Below are 18,995 nucleotides of genomic sequence, written 5' to 3'. Positions count from 1 at the left end.
TTTTAATTAATTAAATCCTCTTTGACGTTTGGCTTCAAAAATTAAAATAGCCGCTGCAACCGAAACATTCATACTGTCGATTTCGCCCTGCATCGGAATTATAATATTTTGGGTTGCGGCATCACGCCAATCCTGCGTTAAGCCTGTAGCTTCTGTGCCCACAACCAAAGCAGTTGGAGTAGTAAAGTCTTGTGTATGATAAGATGTTGAATTTTGTAATGTAGCGCAGTAAAAATCAATCTTTTTTTCTTTCAAAAAAGCAATGATTTCGGCAGTAGTTCCCGTAGCAATTTGGTTCGTAAACAAACAGCCAACGCTGGAACGCACAATATTGGGGTTGTATAAATCACTTTTTGGGTTGGCGATCAATACGGCGTCTAGATTTGCAGCATCGGCAGTACGCAAAAGTGCGCCAATATTTCCCGGTTTTTCAGGAGCTTCAGCCACAATAATCAGCGGATTATCAGATAATTTTAAATCAGATAACAACATCGATTTTGTTTTGGCTATAGCCAAAATTCCTTCGGTGGTATCGCGATAGGCTAGTTTTTGATAAACTTCTTTATTAATTTCGATTAATGAAACGGGCGTGTTTACCAATTTATTGATCTGATTTTCAGTAACCAATTCGGGTAAAAATAAAACGGTTTCTATTTCGTAACTGCCTTTTATGGCTAATGAAATTTCGCGTAATCCTTCAATCAAAAATGTTCCGGTTTGTTTTCGGGCTTTTGCCTTTTCCTGCAGTAAAACGAGTGATTTTATAAACGGATTTTGGATCGAAGTGATTTGTTTCATTCTTTTTGAAGGTACTGAGTTTCTAAGGTGCTAAGATACTGAGGTTTTTTTCTTCCTGCAAGGTTTTCAAAACCTTGTAGGTATTTAGGAAACAAAATGAGACAAAAAAAGTTTGCCACGAATTACACGAATGTACACTAATTTTTATTTGCATTGAAGCAAACTGATTCGTGAAAATTCATGTAATTCGTGGCAAAAAAAACTATTCCTCTGTAGAGTTATTTTCTTCTAAAAGTGCCGTTTCTTCTTCCTGAGGTTTTGATACCACCTGATCTTTTTTACCGAATAAGAATTTCTTAAAGGCTGCGAAACCTGCTGCAATTGCCAAAAATATGATTTTACCAAATTTAGCAATAATAGCAAAGAAACCTACTTTTGCCAAAACTTTTCCGGCAACTAATCCGCCAATTGTCCAAGCTGCAACCGTATCAGTATCAGCATCAAAGTCTAAATATTTGTGCCCGTCGTTAAATTCAACACTTTTTAATATTCCCGGAATACTTGCTTTTACTTCTGCAAGCTCGCTCATTGATGCAACTGCAGAAATATTATACATTCCTTTTCGGCCTAAAACTCTTAAATCATAATTTAAAGTATTTGTTGCGTCCTGACCAAATTTTAATTCTTTTGCCCAATGCAAAACCTTCAAATTAGTATCATAATAAGGTTTTGATGCCCAGCCCACTAATTGTACTTCCGGATATCCGCCTTTTTTTCTTTCCACATTTTCTGTCTGCATATCTTCTTTCATGGTTTTTAGCAAATCATCATAATCGATGTCACTGGCATCGTCATCTTTTACAAAACCATCTCCTTGATAACTAATTACAAACATCCAGCTATTGGTGTTTGTAACACCTTTTCCGTCAGGAACAAGTGATCCTAAAACTGTTTTATCTTCCGGATTTCCCCATAAATTGGATAAAACGTCCTGTGTTTGTGCAGCATCGAGAAATTTAAATCCTTTAGGCACGTTTAAAATTCCTTCACCTTCCGTTAAAGTGATTTTGCCTGATTCGTATTTTAATGATTTTTCTATTTTGTCATAATATGCCGCAATTGTATCTGTTTGTTGCGCTATTATTTTGGGAATAAAAACGACAGATAATAAAAGAAATAGTAATGTTTTTTTCATTGGAATTGATTGGTTTTGGTTAATTTATTTTTGGAGTATTTCTGAAATTTCGTTCGCAACAGGATGAGATGCTGTAAACGTATATCCCATTATTTTGGCAATAGTTTGTGCAATTTGTTTTTGGTACAATTGAGATTCTGTTTTGATTTCGCCTTTTGCTGCAATTTCTGGTCCAATTGCGGCAAACCAAATTTGTGATGCGCCTGCAATATCAGCACCGTGATCTGTCCATTGTGTTTTTGTTTTATCGCCGCGACCGTGATCAACGGTTATTAAAAGTGTTGTTTTGTTTTTGTATTGCGGATCGTTTTGAACAAAATTCCAGATTTCGTTAATCCATTTATCTACTTGGTTTGCAGCGTCAAGATACGATCTGTAATGTCCGGAATGCGCCCATTCATCCGTTTCTCCGTAAGCGATATATAGTACTTTTGGTTTCTTGGTTTTTAGTTCATTTAAAGCTTCAAAATGTGTAAAAACATCCAGACATTCATCTTCATGAAAAGGTTTAAACGAATTATTACGCATTTCATTTAATAGTTTTTGAATTTCTGTTGGTTTATTTCCTCCAACATTATCAAAAGCCGAAATTACCGGAAAACCACTTCTTTCTTCATTTAAAATTCGATCAAAAGCATCCCACGCGCCAAAAGCGGCAACTTTTCCTTTTAACTTTGATTGTTGGTTTAAAAACTCCAAAACATTCACATTCGGATTCGCTTTGTAACCGTTAGAATTAACGGCAACATCAACATTTCCGGTCATAATTTCGCTATATCCGGGATAACTAAACCAATACGGATTCGATACATCTACTTTATTCCCGAGATCACGATTGCCATAAATTTGCCCTTTTGCAGCAATTTCAGTCCATAAAAAAGGCATGATTTTTTTACGGGATGCTGCAAAATCAGAACCCGAATATTTTTTGTAGATATAAGTGCTGTCTCCCTGATTGAATTTTTTGTCATTGGCAATTGCAGGATCTATTCCTTTGAAAATTTCCTGCCATCTAAAACCATCTGTAGTTATGATAATGATGTTTTCTGTTTTTTGTGCGAAAGATTTATAGCTTAATAAAATGAACAGAATTAGAATTGACTTTTTCATCTTTTATTAATTTGAAATTACATTGATTCGTTTGAATTTGGTTTCAAAACTACTTAATTTAATTAATCGATTTTTACGTGATGACGTAATGTAACTATAAATTAATAGAAGATAAAAATTATAAAATTCCTCGCGCTTTAATTTCCAAATATTTATTAATGGTATCCAAAGTCAGGTTTTCAGGCTGTGTTAAAACAGAATATATTCCGTATTTCTTGAGTTCGTTGGCGATTAGTCGTTTTTCGAACATGAATTTTTCAGCAATTACTTTATCGTAAATTTCCTGAATCGTATCTGTTTTTTTGTTGATGATCGCATTCAGTTCTGTATTGCTAAAGAAAACAACAACTAATAAATGACTTTTTGCAATTCCTTTTAAGTAAGGCAATTGACGATTTAGGCCATCCATTGTTTCAAAGTTGGTGTACAAAATAATCAAACTTCTCTGATTGATATTTTTCTTGATATCAACATACAATCGGCTGTAATCACTTTCGAAAAAGTCAGTTTTGATGTTGTATAACGTTTCAAGGATTTTTTGCATCTGTGAAGCTCTTTTTTCTGCAAAAACTCTGTTTTCTACTTTTTTAGAGAAAGCAAAAATTCCGGCTTTATCTTGTTTTTTCAGAATTACATTTGATAAAACCAAAGTCGAATTAATAGCATAATCCAGCAAACTCAATCCGTCAAAAGGCATTTGCATAACGCGGCCCTTATCAATTGCCATATAAACCGATTGTGATTTTTCGTCCTGAAACTGGTTCACCATCAAAGCGTTTTTCTTTGCCGTAGCTTTCCAGTTTAAAGTTCTAAGATCATCACCCTGAACATATTCTTTAATTTGTTCAAACTCCATTGTGTGACCAATTCGGCGGATTTTCTTGATTCCGTATTGGTATAAATTATTCGAAAAAGCCAGCAAATCATATTTCCTCAATTGAATATACGACGGATATGTTGGAACCATTTGATCTTTATCGAAAGCAAATCTTCTTGAAATTAATTTTAAAGGCGAAGAAACGTAGATATTTAGATTTCCAAAAAAATATTCTCCACGTTCTGTTGGACGCAAATCATATCCAATTTCTTTTTCGGCGGAAGCCTTAATTGTTTTCAGGATTTTAAAATCCCGTACCTGAAACTGGAACGGAATTTCATCAATAATCTTAACTGAAATCGTAAAAGTATAACGATTTTTTATCTTGATATTTATCGGATTCAAATCACCATTTGAGAGTTTTTCCGGTGCAATTCTTTCAGCTTCAATTCCTGTTCTGGCAAAATATAAAAGCATGACATCAAGCCCCAAAAATGTTGCTAAAACCAAAACAATAAACCAAACAGCATTGTATAAATTCGGAAAAATAAAAGCGCAAACAAACATTCCGATAATGCCCAAAAGCACATAGAAAAAGAAGTTGTTTAGATATAGACTTTTTATAAATTTCACAGTTTTAAAGTTTCAGGTTTTTCAAGTTTCAAGTTTCAAATTCTCGGTTAATATAGTATTAACATAATAATTAACCATTAACAATTATCTTGGTATTTCTACCGTTTCGATAATTTGTTTAATGATTTCTGAGCTTGTAATGCCTTCCATTTCACGTTCCGGCGCTACAATAACACGGTGTTGCAAAACCGGGATTGCAGCTTCCTTAATATCTTCCGGAGTAACAAAATCGCATCCGCGAATGGCAGCAAAACCTTTTGCAGCATTCAGGATTGCGATTGAAGCACGTGGCGAAGCTCCTAAATATAAAAAGGCATTTTCGCGCGTGTTTACCACGATTCTGGCGATGTATTCTAATAAATTTTGTTCTACTCTAATTTGTTTGATTAAAGCTTGATATTCTTTGATTTCCTGTCCGGAAAGTACGGTTTTAATAGCTTCTAACTTTCCGTGATCCTGCAATAAATGTTCTCTTTGAATGATTAAAATCTCTTCGTTTAATTTTGGATAATCAATTGTGATTTTGAATAAAAAACGGTCTAATTGCGCTTCCGGCAAACGATAAGTTCCTTCCTGCTCAATTGGATTTTGCGTTGCAATTACCAAAAACGGAGTTTCAAGCTGATACGCAGATCCGTCAATGGTGATCTGGCGTTCTTCCATAACTTCAAAAAGTGCGGCCTGCGTTTTGGCAGGAGCACGGTTGATCTCATCAATTAAAATTAAATTAGAGAAAATTGGCCCTTTTTTGAATTCAAATTCTGAACTTTTTAAGTTAAAAATCGAAGTTCCCAAAATATCCGAAGGCATTAAATCCGGCGTAAACTGAATTCGGCTAAAGCCAATATTCAACGTTTTAGATAATAATTTTGCTGTAATCGTTTTGGCAACTCCCGGAACACCTTCAAGCAAAACGTGTCCGTTTGACAAAATCGCAACCAAAAGCTGATCGATCATTTTGTGTTGTCCCACAATCACGGTTTCCAATTCTTTTTTGATAGAACTGATGCTTTCTAAAAGCGGCGCTAAATTTATTCTGGTTTCAAAATTCACATTTTCATTTGTGATTTCGTTTTCTGTTGTATTGATATCGTCCATTTTTGGTATGTTTTCTTTTGACTGAATTTGGTTGTGTTTTTTATCTAATGTAAAATCTTTTCAATAGCATTATTAATTCGGATTAAATCTTCTTCGAGGCTTCCGTGATAACTATTTCTGTGTTCGTTTATCAAAAATACAAGTTCCCGAATATCCTTTTCCTCTTTTCCGGTTTTATAATGCATTTTTTTGATAAAATCGTCATCTAATTTCGTGGTATCAATCAAATATTCAGTTCGAATTTTTTCCAGAAAATAAATGATTTTTTTATCGATGATATTCTCATGATCGCCTTCCTGATAATATAAATTCCCGATGGTTTTGGTAAAATCAACGGTTAAATTGGGCAACGGTTTCAATATTGGAACTATTCGTTGTTTTCGTTTGGCATTAAAAACCATAAAAATCAACATTCCGATTAAAAAGAAATACCAGGCCCATTTTAATGCCGGCTGACTAAAAATATAGCGCAATGGCGACTCAGAAATCGATTCGCTGGTTTGCCCTTTTGTGTACCAGAAAATACCGCCTTTTGGTATGTAAGACAATACATTTTCAGCATATTGATAATGATCGTCTTTTAGCAAATTATAATTCGTAAAAGCAACAGGCTGAGTATGTAAAAAGAAATAACCGCCTTTATAAGGAATTTTAATAAAGTTGATATGTTTCTGATTTTTAGTATTTCCCTGATAGCCTAAAACGGTAGTATTTAAAGTATCAATTTTAGAAAAATAATCTTCTAGTGGTGCTTTAAAAAGATACTTTTTAGAACTTACTTTTTTATTTGCCAGCCAAAGCGAAGTGCTTTCTGTTTGAAGAAAATTAGACTCAACTTGTATTTTTAAACTATCCAATAAAATTTTCGGAAAGGTTTTCATGCTTAAAAAAGCATTATTTCCGTGTGATACAAAATAAAAAATTTCTTTAATCGATTGGTCATCGATCGTATTTTGTTCTGAGATATTTAAAAATGTTCCTTTTATTTTATAATCTTCTACTAAAGTATCTTCATCATATTTTGAATCTAAATATTCATAAGGCGTTAAGGTCGGGATTCTTTCAATTTTTTGTTTTTTGAAAAGACTGCCAATTTCCTTATCAAAAATGTATAACCCAAACGGTATTTTATCATTGACAGAATAGGTTGGTCGCCAATCGACAGGTTTTGCCTGATCGCGATCTGCTATTAAAATTAAGGCTAAAACAAAAACCAGAATAGCGATGTAAATTTTGACAGATTTATCCATTGCTAAACATTTTTATGGCGTTTTTAAATCGGTTTTCGGCTTTTATGAAGGTGTTTTCGTCAATATCAAATTCGCCGTACCAAATATAATTGTACAGATAAGACAAATAAGTAAACTCTTCTTTATGAACCGGTCTTTGCAGTTCATACAAATAATCAGAATTGGTTTTTTCGATATCCCATTCTATATAATTATTTTGCGCCATAATCTTTAATAACCAAAGATAATAATATCGGATAGCGATTCTTTTTTCGCCGGAAAGTATACTTTCTTTTATTAGTTTTTCGAAATCTAAAAGGTGAATATTTTTTTCTATATCAGAATAATAAACGGTTCTTTTATTCGAATTTTTTCCAAAAATCCATTGGCCTTCTTTATTTATTAAAGCTTTTGCAATAAAATAAATTACGATTATAATAATCAAAACCGCCAAAACCCTAATTAGGATTGCGACAAAGTTGAGCGATGATTTTGTGTTCTCGAATGTAAAAATATGACTCAGTAAATTTGCCAGCCATTCTTTAAAATGATCCCAGGCACTTTTTTCGGGCGCTTTTTGTTCATATACAAATTCTGGATCTGTATATTTTTTTTTGAAATTTTTAGAAAAAGTTTTAGCTTCAACAGTAGTTGAATCAATTTGAATATCTTTCTCAGTATATTTTACGGCAGCTATTTTTGGAGGTTCGGCTGTAGCCGAAGAATCCTGAGCATGCAAAATACCAAAGAATAAAAGAAAAGATAAAAGGATTAAAAATCTATTCATTATCGTTTCCTATTAATTCAATTTCCTGCGTCGAAATTTTATCTTCTGCTCCTAAACTATAATACGCAATTCCTTGGTTTATCATAATTATGCTATTAAAAATATTGCTTAATGTTAGCAATAAAACAAATATAAGCGTGATAAAAGCAGACAGAATTGGAGAAGCTTCATATGGCGCTACATCGAAACTGGAGTTTCCTGTTGCGCTGACAAAAAAGAAAAATATTCCGATAAAGTAAAAAAACATTGTGATAGATCCTTGTATCATCTGAATCATTATTAATATTAAAAAAGTATTTCCAATGGTGGACCAGAAATCTTTTTTTAGTAAAAAATAGGCATATTTTAACGATTCAAAAAAACCTTTTTCTTCGGTTAGATAGATATAAAAACTAAAATTTAACCATGTAAATAAAGTTGGTATCGCAATTAGCAAAATTGGAAAGCCTACTAAAATAAAGCACAGCAGAAATATTATAATTATAACTACAATTAAAACAGGAACGACAAGAAATATTAAACCGATCCCAAATTTTATTATTTTCCATATGTTTTGTCTAAAGATTTTTAGAACATCATTTAGAGTAAAATTATTGTTGCTTTTTTGGGCCAGTAATTTTAAATATAAAATTGGATAAGAGGAATTGAATAGGGATAAAACTAGTATTAGAATAAAAAATGCAGCTATAAAGCCCCCTAAAACCGGATAATTATAATCGACAAAATGCAAAAAATCAGGTCCGCTTTGTACGGAATTGTCATTTACTAAGCCCAGAAAAGTAATTTTCAAAAACCAATATACCAGTGCAGCTACTATAATTAAAAAAGCACCATTGATGATAAAGAAAATCTTAAAAAAGTGTTTTCCAAGAGTTTTTAAAAATGCAAAAGTGTCTACTAAATAGTCGCCTAATTGTCTTTTTTTGAAGAGTTCAAACATCATAATGAAGTTATTTTTTTGTGCACAATAAAAGGGTAAATCAAGTAATAAAACGAAATTATACCTAATGTAAATAATATAATAAAACTGCTTAACCAATTTGGCATATCAATAGAATACCGCGTTATAAATCCTTCGAGAAATCCTGCACTGATGGTGAAAGGAAACGTACTCAGGAATATTTTGAAACTGTTTTTGAAACCTATTTTTAAAGAATTTATTCTCGAAAATGTCTTAGGAAATAATATCGACGCGCCCAGAATAAATCCTGCTGCAGTTTCGATTACAATGGCAAAAATTTCCATAGAACCGTGTATCCAGATTCCGCGAACGCTTTTCCAGAAAACGCCCTGATCATAAAAAAAGTACTGAAATGCGCCCAGCATCAATGAGTTTTGCAGAAAAATATAGAAAGTTCCAATTCCTGCAAAAATGCCATAAATGTAACATCTTGCGCCTACATAAAGGTTGTTCATCGTGATGCCAATAAAACTTCCCCAATTGGTTCCGGAACCGTAAACGGCCATTGGATTTCCTTTTTTGATGTTTTCTAACGTCATGTTTACATAACCATCGCCCAAAATCAGGCGTACGAAATTCTGGTCGTATCTTGCTGAAACGACTCCCATAGCAACTGTCAGGAAAAACAGGACAAAAGCATACATCAAATAACGTTTGTATTCGTAAACAAGCAACGGAACTTCGGTTACAAAGAATTCAAGAAACCTGTTTTTTTCGGTACGTTTGGTTTTGTAAATCTTTTGGTAAATCTGCGAAGCAAGGTGATTTAGGTAAATTACGGTTTTGCTTTTGGGATAATACGTTTGGGCATACGACAAGTCATTCATCATTTGAATGTACAAATTTGCTAACTCGTCAGGATTTTTTTTAGCTTTACCAAAAATAGCTAGCTCAAATTCCAGCCATTTTTCTTTATTTTGTTTTATGAAGGCGACTTCTCTCATTGCAGGCTAAAATATAAAATATGTCAGAATTATCTATAAACACAACACAAAATGTTAAAATAAATTTTATTGCGGCATCTATTGGTGAACGAATAGGTTCGTATTTCATTGATTTGGCGATTAAAATCTCTTACGGAATAGTCGTTTCGGGACTATTGTTTTATGTTTTTCATTTTGAAAAAGTAATGAATAAATTAGATAGTTGGTCTGTTTTTTCCATTTTTTTAATTCTTTATTTTCCAATTTTGATTTATTCGATAACATTAGAAAGTGTTTTTGAAGGTCAAACGTTTGGAAAACGGCTCGTTAAGATAAAAGTGGTAAAAATAGACGGTTATCAGGCCGGTTTTGGCGATTATTTAATGCGTTGGTTTTTTCGACTGATTGATATTACGATTTTGTACGGAGTTGTGGCTTTGATTACAGTAATTTCAAGCAAAAAAGGACAGCGATTGGGCGATATGGTTGCCGGAACGGCGGTTATTACTTTAAAAAACAAGATTGATATTAGCCATACGATTCTGGAAGAAATAGGAAGCGCGTATGTGCCAACTTATCCTTTGGTGATTAAATTATCTGATAATGATATGCGAATTATCAAGGAAACTTTCAAGAAAGCCGATGCTAAAAACGATCATGAAGTAATTTATAAATTGGTTTCGAAAATTGAAAGTGTTACCGGAATCAAAAACCAATCCGGTAATAATCATGATTTTATTCGTGTTATTCTAAAAGATTACAACTTTTATACACAGAATATGTAAGGTTGTTTTTTCTTAATTTAAATTTTATTTCTTTTGAAAACGGGTGCCCTAGCCCTCATGGGAGGGAAAATCCTTTTGTGCCGGTCCGAGGCTTCGGGAGGCACAAAAGATTGGAAGGAACAGCAGGAAATAGCTCCTTATTCTTATTATTATCAAATTAGAAATAAATTACTGCGCTATATTTTATCGTAAACGCAAGATGATTTCTTAACTTTGTTTGTAAGTAATTTTTTAAAAACAATTGTTTATTTGAAGGCGTAACCGAAAAGCCAAAGAGTAGGAAAGACTAATTAGCAAGATTATGAGAATAAAAGAAGCTTTTGCCGTTATTATGTTGTTTGTTTCGGCTTTTACTTTTGCCCAAACAAAAAAACTGGACAAAATTATAAAAAGGGATTATCAGATTATTGAATGTACGATTGCAAAAATGTCTGATAAAACGGTCGAATATTCTTTGCCGGGAGAAACGCTTCAGATTTCACTTGATGTTTCGCAAATTGCCCGAATTGATTTTGCCAGCGGACGCTCACAAACTTTTGATGTAAGTCAGGGAAATAATACGCAAACAACTTCAAATCAATCTATTGTTGCTGCAGAATTAAAACCAAATACGATTGCGGTATTGCCGGTTCCGTATGTGAATTCGGATACGCAGGAAGGTTCTGAAGATATGGCAAAATTTGCTCAGAACGATATGTATAACAAATTGTTAGATAAAGCGTCTAATATTTTTCCGTTGACGGTTCAGGATTTAAGAACCACAAATAGTTTACTGCATAAAGCCGGAATCGATCATACTAATATTGATGAAACACCAATTGAAGATCTTGAAAAAATCCTGGGCGTTGATAATATTGTAGCTGCAAAAGTTTCGTACACAATTGGTTCAGGAACAACCGCAACTACTTATAACAGCGGAAATGCTAAAGTTAGCGACAACAATAAAAAGGTTAAAACAAACGATATTTCGACTACAACAGCAAATACACAAGTTTATTATTACTACACGGTGTATTTTGATATGTATAAAAATAACACCAAAATATACTCGCAAACCCGTAAACCTTTTCTGGCTGTAAAAGACAGCTGGATGGATTCTATCACGTATTTATTGAAAAGAAGCCCGATTTACGTGAAAAAATAAACCCTAAAGTATAATAAAAAAATATAATTTAAGGCAATTTGAATCTTTGCGTCTCTGCAACTTTGTACATTTGAACCTAAAAAAAATAAAATGTTTCATTTATTAGATCTTATTGGTACAATGGCTTTTGCGATGTCCGGCGCTTTAACGGCAATGCACAAAAAACTCGATCCGTTTGGGGTTTTTATCATTGCATTTGTTACAGCGGTTGGCGGCGGAACGCTTCGTGATGTTTTAATTGGCAGAACGCCAGTGGGCTGGATGAAGGATTTGCAATATGTTTATGTCATTATTTTGGGTTTTGGCCTGGCGATTCTTTTCAGGAAAAAGTTTGATAAACTGCGAACTTCGCTGTTTTTGTTTGATACAATCGGACTTGGTGTTTTTACTTTAATTGGTCTTGAAAAAGGTATTTCGATAGGTTTACATCCCGTAATTTGTATTGCTTTAGGAACTATGACGGCTTGTTTTGGAGGCGTTACAAGAGATATTTTGTGTACCGAAATCCCAACTATTTTTAGAAGGGAAATTTATGCTACGATTTGCATTTTTGGCGGTATCGTGTTTTTTGCTTTGAAAAAACTTAATTTAGATAATGATATTTTATACCTTTTAACTTCTGTAGTTATTATTACGGCGAGATTAATGGCCGTAAAATTCAAATGGTATTTACCCGCATTTGATCACAAATAAAGATTAAAAATATTCGCCACGAATGCCACGAATTTTCACTAATTAATTCGGGTTAATTAGTGAAATTCGTGGCAAAAGAAAAACACACTTTGACAAAATATACTGTAAAAAAATACAATCAGAACGATTACAAAATCTGGAATGACTTTATTGATCAGGCCAAAAATGCTACGTTTTTATTCCAAAGAGATTTTATGGAATATCATCAGGATCGTTTTGAAGATTTTTCGCTTCTTGTTTTTGAAGATCAAAAATTAAAAGCCGTTTTGCCAGCCAATAAACAAGGAAAATCAGTTTATTCGCATCAGGGACTTACTTATGGAGGTTTGGTTTTTTCATCTAAATTAAAAGCAGAAAAAGTAGAATTGATCTTAGATGAAATTTTATCTTTTTTGAAAGAAAATGCGATTGAAACCTTTTATTATAAACCCATTCCGGGTTTTTATTTTCCGGAAGGAAATTCCGAAATAGATTTCTTTTTGTTTAAAAGAGGAGCAATTCCGGATCGGAAAGAAATGAATCTGGCAGCAAATTTAGAATTGCCTTTGCAGATTTCTAAAAGTAAATTAAAACACTTTAGAAGAATCGAAAACCTTGATTTGGATATTGTCGAAGAAGAAGATTTTGAACCTTTTTGGGATGAAATCCTCGAGCCAAGATTATTAGAGAAATTCAATGCAAAACCAGTTCATACAAAAGAAGAAATAGCGCATTTAAAACAAAAATTCCCTGAAAATATCAGACAATATTCCGTTTATCAAAACGATGAAATTATTGCCGGAATTACTATTTTTGAGACTAAAAATGTAATTAAATCGCAATACGGAGCAACCTCAAAAAAAGGCGAAGAATTTAGGGCGCTCGATTTTTTATTCATTAATTTGATGCATAAATACAAACGTAAAGGCAAACGTTTTTTTGATATGGGAATCGTAAATGAAGAAAATGAAAGCGGCTATCATCCCGGACTTTTAAAACAAAAAGAAGAATTAGGCTGTACGGTTTACAATCAGGATTTTTATAAAATAGCTATTAAATAGTTTGGTGTGCATAAATTTTTCAACACATAGAAACATAGTTTTTTATGATTTTAAAAAGAAGCAAAAATATATATTTCTATCACATAGCTATGTGTATTTTAATCAGTGAAACGCCTATTTTTGGGTTAGAAAATCTGTTTCTATATGTTTAAATAATCTGTGGAAAATAAAAAAATATGATACCATTTCTGGATCTTAAAAAAATAAATGAACCGTATGAAACTGCATTTCAGGAAAAGCTGAAATTGGTTTTAGAAAACGGCTGGTATATTTTAGGAAAAGAACTGGAAACATTTGAAAAGGCTTTCGCCGAATATTGTCAAACCCAATATTGTATTGGAGTAGGGAACGGTTTTGATGCTTTAGTATTGATTTTTAAAGGGTATATTCAACTTGGCAAACTCCATAAAGGCGATGAAGTTATCGTTCCTGCGAACACTTATATCGCCAGTATTTTAGCCATTTTACAAGCCGATTTAATTCCGGTTTTGGTCGAGCCAAAGTTAGAAACCTACAACATAAATCCTGATTTGATTCAGGAAAAAATCACCTCAAAAACCAAAGCAATTTTAGCCGTTCATTTATATGGACAATTGGCTGAAATGGACAAAATAAATGAAATTGCCAATCAAAATCATCTTTTAATAATAGAAGATTGTGCGCAATCTCATGGTGCTGTTGCAAATTCCAATAGTTTAAAATCCCAAATTCCAAATGCTACGGATGCAGACAGCAATCAACAATCAGCGCAAGCGTATAGTTTTTACCCTGGAAAAAACCTAGGCTGTTTAGGCGACGGCGGAGCAATTACCACAAACGATTCAGCATTGGCAAAAGTGCTTTTTTCGCTTCGTAATTATGGTTCCGAACAAAAATATCATAACGAATATATTGGTGTAAATTCAAGATTAGATGAACTTCAGGCTTCTTTTTTAAACCTGAAATTGCCGAATTTAAATGCTGATAATGATAAACGGCGCAACATTGCAAAACGATATTTATCTGAAATTAAAAATGACAAAATCAAACTTCCGTTTTGGGATTTGTCCAACAATCATGTCTTTCATTTATTTGTTGTAAGAACCCAAAACAGAGAAGCTTTACAGGAATATTTATCTCAGAATACTATTCAGACCGTAATTCATTATCCAATTCCGCCACACAAACAAAAAGCGTTTTCTCCCGAGACTTCGGGATGGAATAATTTATCTTTTCCAATTACAGAGAAAATTCATAACGAAGTTTTGAGTTTACCAATAAGTCCGGTTTTGACACATGACGAAGTTAGTTTTATCATCGAAATTTTAAATAAATACTAATTCGTGTCTGATAGTAAAACATATCAGCAAATTCTAAAAACGACTTCACTTTTTGGAGGCGTCCAGTTTTTCTCGATCTTAATTTCGGTTATTCGAACCAAATTAATTGCCGTTTTTATTGGTCCCACCGGAATGGGAATTATCGCTTTATTGAATTCGACTTTAGGTTTAATCAGCGGAATTTCAGGTTTTGGAATGGAAACCAGCGGCGTAAAAAATATTTCTGAAAACTATAAAAATGAGGATTTAAAAACAGTTTCTTCGACAATCCACATTATAAAAAAGATTGTTTTTTTTACCGGAATATTCGGAATGTTATTGACGATCCTTTTTTCAAAAGCATTAAGTATCCTTACTTTTGGAGATTCAAGTCAAACCTATTCGTTTATTTTTCTTGCCACTACCCTCTTATTTAAACAATTATCTACAGGTCAATTGGCCGTCTTACAAGGATTAAGGCAAATGCGATTTTTGGCAAAAGCCAATTTGTATGGCAATTTATTTGGATTGCTATTTTCGATTCCGTTGTATTATTTTTTACGGATCGATGCTATAATTCCGACTATTATAATTGCTTCTTTATCTGCTTTGATTTTCTCTTTTTATTATTCGAATAAAATTAAAACTGAAAAAGAAAAAATCTCAAAAGAAGCCTTTTTTACAGAAGGAAAATCGATTGTAAAACTAGGTTTTATGTTGACAATCAGCAGTGTTTTAACGCTTTTTTCAACTTATTTAATTCAGATATACATCGGTAAAAATGGAGGTTTAGAACAAGTGGGTTATTACAACGCCGGTTTTACATTATTGAATTCTTATGTTGGGATTATTTTTACGGTGATGAGCACAGATTATTTCCCGAAATTAGCTTCTGTAAATTCTGATAATGAAAAAGTTAGAAGAAAGTGTTGTGCAGCAGGCTTTTATTTCGATAATCATAATAACGCCAATTATTGTTTTATTTTTGACCTTTATATCGATCGTAATTCAGCTTATTTATACACCAAAATTTAATGCCATAATTCCAATGGTTTGTTTCGGGATTTTAGGAATGTTATTTCGTGCCGTTTCATGGGCAATGGGTTTTATTTTGATAGCCAAAGGCGATTCTCAAATGTTTATAAAAACCGCAATTGGGTTTAATATTTTGTCCGTAATCATGAATGTTTTAGGCTATTATTTTTATGGATTAGAAGGTTTGGGTTTTAGTTTTTGTTTGTATTTTTTGGTTCATTTTATTGGATTAAAAATCATTACCAAAAACCGATATAATTTTTATTTTGATGTAGCTTTTTATCAAATATATTTCATTTGTTTTGTAATTTGTGTGAGCACTTTTTTACTTCGATATATCGAAATCCCAATTTTAAAATACAGTTTAATGACTTTAATGATTGTTGTTTCTTTGAGTTTTAGTTTGTATCAAATCAATAAAAAAATGAATTTAAAAGAAACATTTGCGTCATTAATTGCTAATAAAAGAACTAAAAATGATCCGGAATAGTTATCGAAAATGTAAATCTTTTTATCATAAACTCCAATTTTACTATTCAGTAAACTGGACCAAAACGCTGTATTTTAATTTTAAGAAATTCCCATTTGAAACGGCTAAAAAACTGCCTGTTTTCTTTTATGGCAAAATAAAATTTACTTCGATAACTGGAGATATTCAGCTTGACGGAAATATCCAAAAAGGAATGATTGGTTTTGGTCAGCCTTACGAATTAAATAAAGCGCATAAAGGCATTGCAGAAATCTTTATTTTAGGAAAACTAACGTTTAAAGGCAAATTTCAATTCGGGAAAGATTGCTTTGTTTTTGTTGGAGAAAAGGCACATTTAATACTAGGAAATATGGCTTCGATGGCGTCAAACGGAAAAATAATCTGTACCGAAAAAATTGTTCTGGGCGATTATGCACGTTTTGGTTCTGAAGCTCAAATTATCGATACCAATTTTCATGATTTAATTGATACCCAAACGGGAGAAAAACTCGAGAAATCAGCTCCAATTTTTATCGGAAATTACAATTTTGTAAGCAATCGCGTTTCGATTCTTAAAGGAACGCAAACGCCTAATTTTTGTACCATTGCTTCAAATAGTTTGTGTACAAAAGATTATAAAACGTTAGGCGAAAATATCCTGATTGGTGGAATTCCGGCGAAATTAATCCGCAATAATATTTCGAGAGACTGGCAAGGAGAAAAACAGCAATTAGACGATTTTTTGACGATTTGAAAAATGGCACACGGATGACACGGATTCGCTAAAGCGAAAGCGCGGATAAAAACGGATTTTTTAAAATGAATTATCAAAAAAAATCCGTTTTATCCGCGTCTTTACGAAGTAAATCCGTGTCATCCGCGTTCTTTTATTATGCGGAAACGTTGTTTTATTTCAAGCAGAATATATTTCAGAAACAATTTAAAATCAGCCGTTTTATACGCTAAAATCATTTCAAAATGCATTCTTTTTAAAATTGCTTGATGTTCAATTTTTGTTCTGTTTAATTGAATGGCTTTTTTAATAATCAAATAAGTAGAATAATTTATTTTTCTGGATCTTGCATCGTTTTTAATAAAAAAATGAGTTCCTAGAAGAAGTGGTTGAAATTCTTTTTTTGATTAAAATTTTATCAATATAATCAAAATCATATTTGCGCGAAGCCCGAATCCAGAGGTCTAAATCTTCGTAAGCCAAATTTTCGTCATAACCTTGTAAATCATCAAAAACAGCTTTTTTTACTATTGATGAAACGGAACAAATACTATTTCCGCCAGAAAGAACGCTTAAATAAATATCTCCGGTTTCTCTTTTTTCAATTGTTTTTTTGGAAGCATCAACGGGAAAATAATAAAAATAGAAATCACCTTTTTCATTTATTAATTCCGCATTTCCGTAAACAACGCCAAGATTTTTAAATTCGGTTTCTTCGAATGCTTTTAGCTGTAACGAAACACAATTGGGCAACAAAATATCATCTGCCGCCAAATCAATAATAAATTCGCCTTTTGCCAGTTTTAAGGCTTTATTAAAAGATTTTGTGCTGCCTAAATTCGTTTCGTTTGCAATAAATTGAATTTCAGGATAATCAATAAGCCATTTTTGTATCGTTTCTCTTGAATTATCAATGCTAAAATCATCTACAACAATCAATTCAATAAAAGGATAATCCTGATTAATTGCGGAAAGCAAACTTTCTACAACGAATTTTTCGTGGTTATAACACAAGCAAATAATAGTCACTAATGATTTATCAAGCATATTGTTTATTTAATTTTATGCCTCAGATTAAAAGATTCTAAAGATTAAATCATTTTAATCCTGTAATCTGTGGCAAAAAAACTATGTATTAAAAAATACATTTTTTAATTACTCAACAGTTTAGAGTTATATATTTGATACGAAAATAAGAAATCACGAATGATATTGTCTCACAAAAAAAATAAAATTGCTTTAATTGGTTATCGCTTAAGCGGAGGCGGAAGCGATAAAGTGATGGCAAATTTGTCTGTTTTTTTTGAAAGCCAGGGTTTTGAAGTCGATATTATTATTGTTTTGGATGAAGTTAGTTTTCCGTATTCCGGGAAATTGGTGAATCTGGGATTGCTAAAAAATAAAAGCAACGGATTATTCAATAAAGTCAAAAGATTGGCGGCTTTGCGGAAATATTTAAACGAAAATAAATTCGATTTTATTATCGATTTCCGTTTCCGGACCAAGATTATTCAGGAACTTATTCTGGCAAGATTTATTTATAATACCAAAACTATTTTTACGGTTCACAGTTTTTTAATCGATCATTATATGCCTGATAATTCATGGCTTACGCGATTAATGTACAATAATTGTTATGCTAATGCCGCAATTGTAGACGAAATGAAAACCTTGATTGAAACGAAGCATAAATTGCAAAATGTAGTTACGATTCATAATCCAATTTACCTCGAAGAAATTTTAGAAAAGCAGAATGATAATATTGATTTCGATTTCGATTTTATTATTGCCGTTGGACAATACGAAAACGAAATCAAACAATTTGATAAGCTGATTTCGAGCTACTCAAAATCTGATTTGTCTCAAAAAGAAATACATTTGGTTATTGTTGGAAATGGCGATAAATCAAAACTTAAAAAAGTAATTTCAGAAAATAATATGGCAGATTTTGTTCATCTTTTAGGCTATCAAAACAATCCGTTTAAATATCTGAGCAGAGCTAAATTTTTAGTTTTAAGCAGTAAAAATGAAGGTTTCCCGAATGTTATTTTAGAATCATTAGCCTGCCAAACACCAGTTCTATCTTTTGATTGCGATTTTGGACCAAGAGATATAATTACGAATTTAGAAAATGGTATTTTAGTAGAAAATCAAAACTGGGAAAAACTTACCAGCGCTATGAATTTGTTTATTTCTGATGAAATTTTATATCAAAAGTGCAAAGAAAATGCCTTGAAAAGCATTCAGCCTTTTTTATTGGAAAAAATTGGGCAACAATGGTTAAATTTGATGAAAGTGAATTAAAAT

General features: G+C 32.4%; 19 protein-coding genes. 9 read left to right on the top strand and 10 right to left on the bottom strand.

Annotated elements, in window-relative coordinates; translation table 11 throughout:
• Positions 1 to 6: 6 nt before the first annotated feature.
• The 9 genes from ACZ0AH_RS16400 to ACZ0AH_RS16360 all read right to left on the bottom strand — a co-directional run bounded on the left by ACZ0AH_RS16400 (position 7) and on the right by ACZ0AH_RS16360 (position 9,512).
• Positions 7 to 798, bottom strand: a complete 792-nt coding sequence (locus tag ACZ0AH_RS16400; protein WP_463476873.1) for a TrmH family RNA methyltransferase — start codon at positions 796 to 798, stop codon at positions 7 to 9.
• Between the two features lie 202 nt (positions 799 to 1,000).
• Entirely contained in the window at positions 1,001 to 1,933 is a 933-nt protein-coding gene (locus ACZ0AH_RS16395) for a DUF2167 domain-containing protein (protein WP_463476872.1), read from the bottom strand.
• 24 nt (positions 1,934 to 1,957) lie between these two features.
• On the bottom strand, positions 1,958 to 3,043 hold the full coding sequence (locus ACZ0AH_RS16390) for a phosphoglyceromutase (protein WP_463476871.1): 1,086 nt from the start codon (positions 3,041 to 3,043) through the stop codon (positions 1,958 to 1,960).
• 118 nt (positions 3,044 to 3,161) lie between these two features.
• Positions 3,162 to 4,493 carry a DUF58 domain-containing protein gene (locus ACZ0AH_RS16385; protein WP_463476870.1) on the bottom strand — a complete coding sequence of 444 codons (1,332 nt, stop codon included), beginning with the start codon at positions 4,491 to 4,493 and terminating at the stop codon, positions 3,162 to 3,164.
• Between the two features lie 84 nt (positions 4,494 to 4,577).
• Positions 4,578 to 5,591 (bottom strand): AAA family ATPase, encoded by a 1,014-nt coding sequence (locus tag ACZ0AH_RS16380; protein WP_463476869.1) that lies wholly within the window; start codon positions 5,589 to 5,591, stop codon positions 4,578 to 4,580.
• A gap of 44 nt (positions 5,592 to 5,635) precedes the next feature.
• Entirely contained in the window at positions 5,636 to 6,841 is a 1,206-nt protein-coding gene (locus ACZ0AH_RS16375; RefSeq protein WP_463476868.1) for a DUF4350 domain-containing protein, read from the bottom strand.
• Positions 6,834 to 7,607, bottom strand: a complete 774-nt coding sequence (locus ACZ0AH_RS16370) for a DUF4129 domain-containing protein (protein ID WP_463476867.1) — start codon at positions 7,605 to 7,607, stop codon at positions 6,834 to 6,836. The genes ACZ0AH_RS16375 and ACZ0AH_RS16370 overlap by 8 nt, the downstream gene beginning before the upstream one ends.
• A complete protein-coding gene (locus ACZ0AH_RS16365; protein ID WP_463476866.1) occupies positions 7,600 to 7,875 on the bottom strand; it encodes a hypothetical protein in 276 nt (91 codons plus the stop codon). Before ACZ0AH_RS16365 ends, ACZ0AH_RS16370 begins: the two co-directional genes overlap by 8 nt.
• A 671-nt stretch (positions 7,876 to 8,546) precedes the next feature.
• Positions 8,547 to 9,512, bottom strand: a complete 966-nt coding sequence (locus tag ACZ0AH_RS16360) for a stage II sporulation protein M (RefSeq protein ID WP_463476865.1) — start codon at positions 9,510 to 9,512, stop codon at positions 8,547 to 8,549.
• Between the two features lie 20 nt (positions 9,513 to 9,532).
• Here ACZ0AH_RS16360 and ACZ0AH_RS16355 point away from each other — a divergent pair, with 20 nt between their 5' ends.
• From ACZ0AH_RS16355 to ACZ0AH_RS16320, 8 genes are all read left to right on the top strand, one after another.
• Entirely contained in the window at positions 9,533 to 10,276 is a 744-nt protein-coding gene (locus ACZ0AH_RS16355; RefSeq protein WP_463476864.1) for an RDD family protein, read from the top strand.
• Positions 10,277 to 10,577: 301 nt separating this feature from the next.
• The gene (locus tag ACZ0AH_RS16350) at positions 10,578 to 11,420 is read left to right on the top strand and encodes a hypothetical protein (protein ID WP_463476863.1); all 843 of its coding nucleotides are present in this window, start codon (positions 10,578 to 10,580) and stop codon (positions 11,418 to 11,420) included.
• 90 nt (positions 11,421 to 11,510) lie between these two features.
• A complete protein-coding gene (locus tag ACZ0AH_RS16345; protein WP_463476862.1) occupies positions 11,511 to 12,113 on the top strand; it encodes a trimeric intracellular cation channel family protein in 603 nt (200 codons plus the stop codon).
• 68 nt (positions 12,114 to 12,181) lie between these two features.
• Positions 12,182 to 13,153: a GNAT family N-acetyltransferase gene (locus tag ACZ0AH_RS16340; protein WP_463476861.1), complete on the top strand. Its 972-nt coding sequence runs from the start codon at positions 12,182 to 12,184 to the stop codon at positions 13,151 to 13,153.
• Between the two features lie 176 nt (positions 13,154 to 13,329).
• Positions 13,330 to 14,472, top strand: a complete 1,143-nt coding sequence (locus ACZ0AH_RS16335; RefSeq protein WP_463476860.1) for a DegT/DnrJ/EryC1/StrS family aminotransferase — start codon at positions 13,330 to 13,332, stop codon at positions 14,470 to 14,472.
• A gap of 3 nt (positions 14,473 to 14,475) precedes the next feature.
• A complete protein-coding gene (locus ACZ0AH_RS16330) occupies positions 14,476 to 15,486 on the top strand; it encodes an oligosaccharide flippase family protein (protein ID WP_463476859.1) in 1,011 nt (336 codons plus the stop codon).
• Entirely contained in the window at positions 15,437 to 15,976 is a 540-nt protein-coding gene (locus ACZ0AH_RS16325) for a hypothetical protein (RefSeq protein WP_463476858.1), read from the top strand. The genes ACZ0AH_RS16330 and ACZ0AH_RS16325 overlap by 50 nt, the downstream gene beginning before the upstream one ends.
• Positions 15,963 to 16,709 (top strand): acyltransferase, encoded by a 747-nt coding sequence (locus tag ACZ0AH_RS16320; protein ID WP_463476857.1) that lies wholly within the window; start codon positions 15,963 to 15,965, stop codon positions 16,707 to 16,709. Before ACZ0AH_RS16325 ends, ACZ0AH_RS16320 begins: the two co-directional genes overlap by 14 nt.
• A 336-nt stretch (positions 16,710 to 17,045) precedes the next feature.
• Here ACZ0AH_RS16320 and ACZ0AH_RS16315 read toward each other — a convergent pair whose 3' ends face one another.
• Positions 17,046 to 17,735, bottom strand: a complete 690-nt coding sequence (locus tag ACZ0AH_RS16315; RefSeq protein WP_463476856.1) for a glycosyltransferase — start codon at positions 17,733 to 17,735, stop codon at positions 17,046 to 17,048.
• A gap of 165 nt (positions 17,736 to 17,900) precedes the next feature.
• On the opposite strand from ACZ0AH_RS16315, the gene ACZ0AH_RS16310 reads away from it, so the two are divergent.
• Entirely contained in the window at positions 17,901 to 18,992 is a 1,092-nt protein-coding gene (locus ACZ0AH_RS16310) for a glycosyltransferase (protein WP_463476855.1), read from the top strand.
• Positions 18,993 to 18,995: the final 3 nt, after the last annotated feature.

The sequence above is a fragment of the Flavobacterium sp. AC105 genome (assembly GCF_979258495.1).
Note: the sequence above shows the minus strand (reverse complement) of the source record. Positions and strands in the feature narration are given on the sequence as shown.